Source organism: Bacillota bacterium, assembly GCA_024655925.1.
Classification (GTDB): Bacteria; Bacillota; DTU025; order DTU025; family JANLFS01; genus JANLFS01.
In genome coordinates, this window is record JANLFS010000107.1 from 1 (window position 1) to 9,490 (window position 9,490).

8 protein-coding genes are annotated in these 9,490 nt (G+C 61.7%); 4 read left to right on the plus strand and 4 right to left on the minus strand.

What is annotated here, in order from left to right:
- Positions 1-141 precede the first annotated feature (141 nt).
- Positions 142-1,809, plus strand: a complete 1,668-nt coding sequence (locus tag NUW23_13405; GenBank protein MCR4427156.1) for an iron ABC transporter permease — start codon at positions 142-144, stop codon at positions 1,807-1,809.
- Between the two features lie 30 nt (positions 1,810-1,839).
- Entirely contained in the window at positions 1,840-2,919 is a 1,080-nt protein-coding gene (locus NUW23_13410; GenBank protein MCR4427157.1) for an ABC transporter ATP-binding protein, read from the plus strand.
- Between the two features lie 117 nt (positions 2,920-3,036).
- Here the strand turns inward: NUW23_13410 and NUW23_13415 are convergent, their stop codons facing one another.
- From NUW23_13415 to NUW23_13430, 4 genes are all read right to left on the minus strand, one after another.
- The gene (locus NUW23_13415; protein MCR4427158.1) at positions 3,037-3,498 is read right to left on the minus strand and encodes a hypothetical protein; all 462 of its coding nucleotides are present in this window, start codon (positions 3,496-3,498) and stop codon (positions 3,037-3,039) included.
- A 156-nt stretch (positions 3,499-3,654) separates the two neighbouring features.
- Positions 3,655-4,815, minus strand: a complete 1,161-nt coding sequence (locus tag NUW23_13420) for a permease (protein MCR4427159.1) — start codon at positions 4,813-4,815, stop codon at positions 3,655-3,657.
- A gap of 259 nt (positions 4,816-5,074) precedes the next feature.
- Positions 5,075-5,659 (minus strand): signal peptidase I, encoded by a 585-nt coding sequence (gene lepB / locus NUW23_13425; GenBank protein MCR4427160.1) that lies wholly within the window; start codon positions 5,657-5,659, stop codon positions 5,075-5,077.
- A 132-nt stretch (positions 5,660-5,791) separates the two neighbouring features.
- Positions 5,792-6,715 carry a homocysteine S-methyltransferase family protein gene (locus NUW23_13430; protein MCR4427161.1) on the minus strand — a complete coding sequence of 308 codons (924 nt, stop codon included), beginning with the start codon at positions 6,713-6,715 and terminating at the stop codon, positions 5,792-5,794.
- Between the two features lie 118 nt (positions 6,716-6,833).
- On the opposite strand from NUW23_13430, the gene NUW23_13435 reads away from it, so the two are divergent.
- Both NUW23_13435 and NUW23_13440 read left to right on the plus strand, forming a co-directional pair.
- On the plus strand, positions 6,834-7,343 hold the full coding sequence (locus NUW23_13435; protein ID MCR4427162.1) for a peptide deformylase: 510 nt from the start codon (positions 6,834-6,836) through the stop codon (positions 7,341-7,343).
- A 99-nt stretch (positions 7,344-7,442) separates the two neighbouring features.
- Positions 7,443-9,266 (plus strand): hypothetical protein, encoded by a 1,824-nt coding sequence (locus NUW23_13440; protein ID MCR4427163.1) that lies wholly within the window; start codon positions 7,443-7,445, stop codon positions 9,264-9,266.
- Positions 9,267-9,490 lie beyond the last annotated feature (224 nt).

Genomic DNA, 9,490 nt, shown 5'->3' on the forward strand with positions numbered 1-9,490 from the left:
CGCCTCAAAGACAACCGTTCTCCCTCCAATCAGCGGACAGCCCTGCGTCTGGCGCCCGCCGCCTGTCTGCCGGTGTTCGACACGGGGACGAGGCGGACGGGCGCCACTCGCAGGGCTGTCCGCTGATTGGAGGGAGAACGGTTGTCTTTGAGGCGCCTCGCCCGCGAGCCCATCATCCTCGCGGTTCTCATCGCCATCGTCGCAATCGTCGCGGTGTTCATCATCTACCCGGTTGCGTCGGTCATGATTGAGAGCGCGAGATCCGGCGATCGGTGGAGCCTCGCGAACTACACCAAGTTCATCACGAACAGGTACTTCCAGCAGACCCTTCTGAACACCCTGGCCGTCTCGGGCCTGTCCACCATCGGCGGGGTCTTGCTGGGCCTCGTCTTCGCCTTCGCCCTGGTCCGTACGAACATGCCACTCAAGGGCTTCTTCATGCTCATGGCGATTCTGCCACTCATAACCCCGCCGTTCCTCGGGGCGTTTTCATTCATTCTCCTTTTTGGGCGGATGGGCCTGATCAACCAGTGGCTCCAGTCCGTGTTCGGATTCCAGTTCATCATCTACGGCTGGCACGGGGTCGTCCTGGCCAACATCATAACTTTCTTCCCCATGGCCTTTCTCGTGCTCATCTCGAACCTCAGCGCCATCGACCCCAGGCTGGAGGAGGCCGCGGAGGACCTCGGGGCAAGTTTCTGGCGGGTGCTCAGGACAGTGACGCTCCCGCTTCTCGTCCCCGGTATCTTCAGCTCCGCCATCCTTGTATTCATGTTCAACCTGAGCGCTTTTGGCACTCCCGCGCTACTCGAGGGCGGCAAGCTCTTCTACCGCGGCGTGTCGATGCTGGCTCCAGAGGCAATCATCCAGATACTCGGCATGTTCGACTGGGGCATGGGCACGACTCTGGCAATGGCGATGCTGGTGCCGTCGGTCCTTCTTTTTGTGTGGCAGGAACGTTACGTGAGCCGGAGATCCTTCGTCACGGTCACCGGGATGCCGTCTGCGTTCTCAGACCGGCCGACGCCACCCGCAGTGAAGTGGAGCCTGTTTGCCTTGTGTCTTGGCACCTCCGTGGTAATCTTGGCGATGTATGCCGTAATTGTTGGGGCCGCTTTCACCCGGACTTGGGGAGTGAATTACTCTTTCACCTGGCGGCATTTTGAAACCGCGCTTGGGGCCTCGCGGGGGTCGATCCAGAACAGCATAGTCCTATCACTCGCTGGTGCATTGGCCGCCGCAGGCTTGGGTCTTCTCATTGGGTACATGGTAGTCAGGAAGGACTTCCCGGGCAAGAAAGGCCTGGACTTCGTGAGCATGCTCCCGTACGCGCTTCCCGGGATCATCTTCGGGTTGGGCTTCGCGGTCGCATTCAACCGGGGGTTGCTCGTCCTCACCGGGACTTGGGCGATCATCTTCCTGAACCACGCCATCAGGAGGATGCCGTTCGCGCTCCGCTCGAGCGTGGCCTCGCTGCAGCAGATCGACCCGTCCCTCGAGGAGGCATCCGCGGACCTCGGCGCATCCTGGCCTCGGACGTTCTTTCGGATCACTCTCCCTCTTCTCAAGCCGAGTCTCTATGCCGGCATAACCTTCAGCTTCATCAAGACGATGACCGACATCACTGCCGTCATCTTCCTCGTCTCACCCAGGTGGAAGCTGATGTCCATCGACATATACAACTACGTCATGGCGGGGCGCCTCGGGGTCGCCGCCGCCCTCTCCACCATCATGGTGGCGGTGGTCCTCGTGATCCTGGGCATCGTCTGGAAGGTGAGCGGGCTTGGTTACAAGATTCTCAAGATGTAGACGCCGACGGCGCACTTCGGGAGGTAGCAGATGAAAGCCGCGCTTGTAAGTGAAGAAGTAAGGCTCGATCAAGTGACCAAGAGATTCGGGGACTTCAGGGCGGTCGACGGCCTGACCCTGTTGATGAAGAAAGGCAAGCTCACAACATTGCTGGGCCCATCAGGTTGCGGGAAGACCACCACGCTTCGCATGATTGCGGGATTCATCGACCCAGACGAAGGCGACATCTTCGTCGGGAAGCAGCGTGTGAACAACCTGCCCCCCTTTCGGCGGGATGTGAGGACGGTTTTCCAGAACTACGCACTCTTTCCCCATATGACTGTCTTCGAGAACGTGGCCTACGGGCTCAGGATCCAGGGCATCAAGGGGGACGAACTGAAACGCCTCGTGCGCGAGGCCCTTGAGATGGTTGGGCTTGGGGAGGTGGGGTCCCGCCTGCCCGGGCGGCTCAGCGGCGGACAGCAACAGCGGATCGCGTTCGCTCGCGCGGTGGTCACTAAACCCAAGGTCCTCCTGCTCGACGAGCCTCTATCCAACCTCGACGCCAAGCTCCGAGTGCAGATGCGCGAGGAAGTCCGGAGAATGCAGAGGGATCTCGGGATCACCACGATATACGTCACGCACGACCAGGAGGAAGCCATGAGCATCTCCGACATGATCGCGGTGATGAACGCGGGCAAGATCGAACAAATCGGAAGCCCATCCGACATCTATGAGCGGCCATCCACGCCGTTCGTCGCGCAGTTCATCGGACTTTCCAACCTGCTCGATTGCGAGGTCGTCTCTGTGGTGGGCGAGCGGACCGTCGTTGATGTCCTGGGAGTCAAGGTCCCTGTCCACACGGTATCTGGCCTCGACCCAGGCCAGCGGGCACGCCTCGTGGCTCGGCCGGAGAGAATGGTCCTCTCGGATGCAGCCGAGGATGCGGTGCCGGGCACGGTTCGGGGCGTTTCTTATCTAGGCTCCATAGCCCGCTACACCATCGCCCTGGTGGATTCCGTGGACGTGGTCCTGGACGACCCGTCCCCCTCAGGCCTTGACCTCAAACAGCCAGGCGATCAGGTGTTCGTGAGATTCCGGCCGGACAGAGTGTATATCCAAAGAGCATAGGCCGACAGCAGAGTCGATGCCGCCCCAGGGCTGGAGCAACCGCCGCTCTGCGCCAGCGGCGGTTGAGGCCGGCTCCGACCAGGGCAGTCTCCAATGCGGCGGGCTCGGTCCGCGCAATCAGCGGTCCGCGTCCCCGCCCTGCCCCTGGGTGTGGGATTCCAGCGGGTTGACACGCGCTTTGGGTGGCCCGCTCCCGCCCCCCGGCAGCGACCCGCCCTTTCCTCGCGAAACCACCCAGCACAGCAGGAATAGGAATCCCGGAACCGCCAAGAGGAGTCCGGGCGTCAGCAATATTTGGAGGCCCCAGTCTCCGCGCGAAAGCCCAAATGTGACATAGTGGCCCGCAAGCCCCACAATCGCAACAGCCCCGCCAATCCCCTCAAACCGCCACGCCAACAAGAGACCTGCTATGGCCAGAACATAGAACCCCAACTCGATCCGTTCGGAAAGAGGGATGGGTCCCACGACATTTGGATCCGGCGAGAGGGCGATCATCAGAGCCACCGCCGCCAATACCACAGTCCACGCTCGCGCGACTCGACGGATGATGACGACATGCCGCGTAGCCACTTGCCGCATAATCAGCCCTCCCCGGAATTGGGTATGTCAGAATCCATAAGTGGTGAGCAATTATACGGTACGCAACTGGAGGACGGACAATGACGACGAGCGTGTGGGCAGAGAATTCGGCGGGTACCAGCCCGCTCCTTCATCAACCAGCCGCCCGGCTTGAACTCAACGAAGGATCGTCGCCAGAGCCTGACTGACGACGACGACTAGAACCAGTGCAAATGGGTACGTCGCCGCATACGGCGCGGCCACATCATCGCTGCCCGCGGCGGTGATGAGCGCCCCCAGCGCAGGCGTGCTGGTCATGCCACCGCATATCGACCCCAGCGAGTCCGACAAGCTGAGCTTGAACGCACGTGTTGCGAGGACGAACCCGATGAGCATGGGGACCAACGTCACGATAGCGCCCCCGATGAACAGGAGCCAGCCATATGTAGCCACGGTCTCCGCGAATCCGTGACCGGCTGCTACGCCAGCACCGGCAAGAAAGAGCGTAAGTCCCATTTCCCGCATTGTGCCCAAGAGTTGGCTCGAAGGCCTGAGAGACCAGGGACCGATCCCGCCAATGTGGCCTACCACAAGCCCGACGATCAGAGGTCCTCCTGCAAGACCCAGGGATATCCCGTCGGTGCCAGGTATCATGAACCGCATGCGTGCCAGGGCCGTTCCTATGCCGAGGACCACCATGAGCGGAAGCATGCCCAGGTCATCCAGAGGGCGTCTCTGTCGGGCAACAGCAGCCTGCAGCCGATCTGGATCGGACGAGAGGCCGGGTGCCCGGCTTGCGTCTCCTTCCAGCAGCACCGTTTCGCTCACTTCGCGGCGAAGATCCGTTCGAAGAAGACGTGGCAGGATCTGAACAAACATCACGACCCCAACGACCCCGAAGGGGTAAGCGATTCCGTACCCGATAGACACAGCGCTGTCGCCCATGGCCTCGAGCGCTGCAGCCAGTCCAGGGGTCGTAGTGAGCGCGCCGGTATAGATCCCTGCCGCCAAGGCCGGGGGAATCGAAAGCACTCTTGCGAGGATACTTGTGGTGACGGCCCCGGAGACCACAGTGGCGAAGGCAATCGCCCCGTAGGACATTGCATTCTTCCTCAAGTTGCGAAAGAACCGTGGCCCCGCCGTGAGGCCTACCGCTCCCACAAACAGCGCAAGCCCCAGGTCCCTGATGACAGACGGGATCTCGTAGCCCATATGGCCGAAGTAGAGCGCCGCCAACAGGACTCCCGAGGTCCCAAGCTGAATGCCTTTAATACCGAGGCGGCCGATGAAATGCCCTACAGCTGCAACAACGAAGATCACACCAAGTGCACTGTCCATAGGTTGCGATGCACTCCCCGGGTTCGAAGTGCTGGTATCGCCGTCCCAATTTGCCTGGACACGGGTTGCCAGCGGCGAACTTCAGATCATGTCCGCAGCGTGTCACCACGCCCGCACACAACCTCAGTCTACATTTGCGGTTGCCGGCTGTCAAAAGAAACGGACGGCACTCCAGCAGCAGGTAATTGGTCAGTGTGAGATCATTGTGGGGATGAGGTGCTTCGAGCCTGTTGAGGATCCTCTCCTCAGCCCGCGGCTCTCACTGCCCCTCGATCTGGGGCCGGCGCAACAGTGTGATCTTGTGCAGGGGGTAGTACCGGATGAACGCCCTGCCGCGAATCTTGTTGACGTCCAGGAAGCCCACACCTCTCCTGCTATCATTGCTGAAGTTGCGGTTGTCCCCCATGACGAAGACGGTGCCATCGGGCACGTCGTAGGGGCCCCATTCACCCTCGGTAGGCTCGGCGATGTAAGATTCCTGCATCGGGCGACCGTTGAGGTACACTACTCCATCCTTGATCTCCAGGTGGTCCCCTCCCACCGCGATCACTCGCTTGACGAAAGCCGCGCGTGGAGTGCTGAGGACCACTATGTCGCCTCTCGACGGCTCTTTGAACCGATAGGTGACTTTGTCGATCAGGAGCCTTTCGCCGTGGTGCAGCGTGGGCTCCATGGAGGAGCCCTCGACGATGTAGGATTGCGCGATGAAGGTCATTATGAAGCCGGCCAAGATGACGCCGGCGATGAGAGGCCACAGGTACTCCTTGAGGACTGAGCGAAACAACCTTGCACCTCCGGGCGATGGATTCTCCGCGTGTTCAGACCTGATCTCGTGCTCATCCATGGGTGAGTCCCCCAATCATTGAATCGGCTGTTCAGGCTTCCCTGGTTCCTGGCGCGGCCAACCTCCCAAGCCTGCACGCCACACGTCCCCGCACAGCAGGAGGAATCGCGTGGGTCCAGAATCACCAGAGTGTTAGAAACCTCGCGGGTTCCCCGGCCTTGGTCGGGTCCGGAGCATGAGTGCATCCCGCATGGCCTTTATGTGTTCCGGGGTGCTCCCGCAGCAGGCTCCAATTACGCGCACGCCGAGATCTAAGAGGCGGAGTGCGTGATCCGCCATCGCCTGTGGGGTGGCGTCATAGTGGATCTGTCCATCCCGGAGTTGCGGGAGCCCTGCGTTGCTCTGGGCTATGAGGTATGTGCCCGGTGGGGAGACTTCGGCCATCTCCGCGGCCACGCGCTCCATCTCGTCGGGTCCGTTCCCACAGTTGGCCCCGACAAGGCAGATGCCCAGTCCGGTGATGGCGGTCACCGCGTCGGACGGGCTCACGCCCATCATGGTGTGCAGGTTGGTGTCGAATGTCATGGTGACTGCAACCGGCAGGCCAGATGCGGCCCGTACTCCACTCACCGCGGCCTCGACCTCTGAGAGGTCGCTCATGGTCTCGATGAGGAAGAAGTCCACTCCGCCCGCGACGAGGGCCTCCGCCTGCAGACGGAACATCTCGGACGCCTCGGCCCTGGTGAGAGTCCCCAGGGGCTCGATGAACTCCCCGAGCGGCCCGATGCTCCCGGCGACTAGCACGCCGGAGTCCCCGACGGCCTTCCGGGCAAGGCGAGCGCCGGCCTCGTTGAACTCGGCCGCCCGGCCTTGAAGGCCGTGACGGGCGAGGCGCGCACGGTTACCGCCGAAGGTATTGGTTTCGATAAGCTGTGAGCCCGCGTCGATGTATGCGCAGTGTACGGCGAGGACCCTCTCAGGATGGTCCACGTTCCACAGTTCGGGGGCCTCGCCTTGGGCGAGCCCGGATCTCTGAAGCATGGTACCCATGGCACCATCGCCGAGTATGACAGGGACCTCTTCAAGAAATTCCATGATCCGTGGATTACGCGACATGTGAACGTACTCCCGTTCATAGGTGGTAGGCTTGTGTCGGGTTACTTCTCCCCAAACCCCGAGTTTCCTTCGAGCATGCACCGAGTCCCGACATATGGACGGAAAGGAGAGTAGTTCAATGGCAGCCAGGCCCATAATCCTCTTGGGTGATCCGAGGCTTCATGAGGTCTGTTCTCCGGTGGACCGAGACGAACTCGACCAGGTTCCACGATGGGTGGAAGATCTCCACGACACACTCATGGACTTCAGAGCCAGGCATGGGATCGGGAGGGCGATTGCCGCTCCTCAGATCGGCATCCCGAAGCGCATGATATACATGCACATAGACGGACCCACGGTCTTCCTGAACCCTGTCATCGAGGCCAAGAGCCCGGAGATGATGGAGGTGTGGGACGACTGCATGTGCTTCCCGGGCTTACTGGTCCGGGTTTCCCGTCACAGATCCTGCCGCATCCACTACTTTGACGCTGGGTTCGAGCCCCGGGTGCTCGAGGTCGAAGGGGACCTCTCTGAGTTGCTTCAGCATGAGTACGACCACCTTGACGGCATTCTGGCTACCGAACGCGCCATTGATAGCAGATCGTTCGCAATGGACGCCCGGCGGACCACTCCTTCACTATGTCGCTGAGCATGACCTGAGGCTACCGTGTTGTGAGTGCCTGCGGCATCAAGGATCTCCCGGCCTCCGCGGGTCTCTCATACTCTCTAGTGTCGTGAGGTGATATTGTTGCACAGACCCACTATCCTCGAAGTTGATCTATCATCCAAGACGAGTAGAACATACAGGCTATCCCCGGAGTTGGCGCGCCGGTACCTGGGCGGCCCGGGGCTCGGTATCTACCTTCTGAGATACATGGACCCAACACTCGATCCAGTAGTCTTCTGCCCCGGGCTTCTTGTGGGATTCCCGGTTCTCGGTTGCTGCAAGACCACGGTTATGGCTCGGTCCCCTCTCACGGGAATCCTGGGGGAGTCCAGTGCCAGTGCGAGATGGGGGATGTACCTCAAGCGCCTGGGTTACGATGCCTTGGTGCTGGTGGGCCGCGCAGACAGACTGTCGATCGTCCGGGTGGAGCACGGCAGCGTGGAGGTGGATGACGGATCGCGGTTCGCCCTCCTCGACATCCCGGAGTTCGACTCGGCACACCGGGACGTCTACGGGGCGGAATACGAACCAGCACGAATTGCGTCCGCTGCCGAGCGGGACGTCCTGGTGGCCGGGATCGTTCTCGACGAGGAAGTCCCCCGCTATGCCGCCAGGTGCGGCCTCGGCGCGGCCCTCGCGCGCATGGGTGTCAAGGGGATATCTGTCCGTCGCACCCCCTCTGCCCCCGTCCCGGCGGGGGATGTCACCGCGGCGAACCGCACGGTGCTCGCGGAAGTCAGGGAACGTAGCGCGGGTCTGGCCAAAGCGGGAACCGCGGGGGGCGTGGAGTACCGGAACCGAGTTGGAGACCTCCCCATCAAGAACTGGCGGGAGGGCCTTTGGGAAGGTGCGCGCGTGGTCAACGGCCACGCCATACTGGCCTCCATGTCCGGGCGGTCAAAGCCGTGTTTCACCTGCCCGATTGGGTGCACCAAGCTGGTCACCCCGACAGCCGGGGACCTCGCCGGCAAAACCGTCCGGAGCCCGGAGTACGAGACGACCGCTGGATTCGGCCCGATGTGCATGTGTGATGACCCGCTCACTGTAGTCGAGGCTAACGAACTCTGTGACACGCTGGGACTCGACACCATCTCGGTGAGCGCGATCATCTCGTTCGTGATGGAATTGTGGGAGCGGGACATTATCGACCGTGAGACGCTTGGCGAACCCCTGCTCACACAGGGTGTGGTGCCGGAGTGGGGGAGCCGCGAGGCGATTTTGGGCCTCATAAGGGCCATCGCCCGCCGCGAGGGCATAGGTGACCTCCTCGCCCTCGGCTCGCGAGAGGCAGCTCGGCAGATCGGGGGCGATGCCCCGAGGTACGCCATGCACGTGCGTGGGCTCGAGGTCCCCTATCACGACCCCAGGTGTTTTTCGACCATCGCTGCGACCTACGCCACCGCGGCGCGTGGCGCATCCCACAACGAATCCCTCTCATACTACGTCGAGCAGGGGATGGAGTTCCCCGAGTTCGGGCTTGCGCCCCCGCGGGACCCGGAGGATCCTAAGGGGAAAGGCCGGATCGCCTCAGACATGCAGGAACTCGCGGTCCTCTATGATGCTATCGGGCTGTGCAAGTTCATGATGCAGGGGAGGATTCAGCTCTCTGCGATCTCCCGGTGGATCGATGCATGCTTGGGTGATAAGATTCCACCCGAAGAGCTCAGGGAGATCGCATCGAGGGTAATCACGGCGAAGCGCGTCTACGGCATGGAAGTGTGCGGGATGGATCCCGCCGAGGACGGCCTGCCGGAGCGGATCCAAAACGAGCCCAGGCCAAGCGGCGGAGCTGCAGGCCGTACGGTGCCGCTCCGTGAGATCCTGGAGGAGTACTACCAGGCCCGGGGCTTTGAGCCCGACGGAAGGCCGAGTGAGGAGACAATGAAAAGGCTGGGATTGGCATAGTAGCAAACTGGGGGGCGATCATCGGGAGGGGATTGGCGCTCCGGCCGGGGCGGGCACGAGCCCGCCCGTGTTTGGATGCCTCAAGGAGCTCTCGGTAGTTGGCGCCCGCTAAACAGGGCCTGTAGCAGGCACTGTCCACGAGATCGCCCTTGTCATCGTGACCCAATAGGGTATGAGTAAAGTTTCAGTAGGTACAGAGATCTTTCTGTGCCCTAAAACGGAAG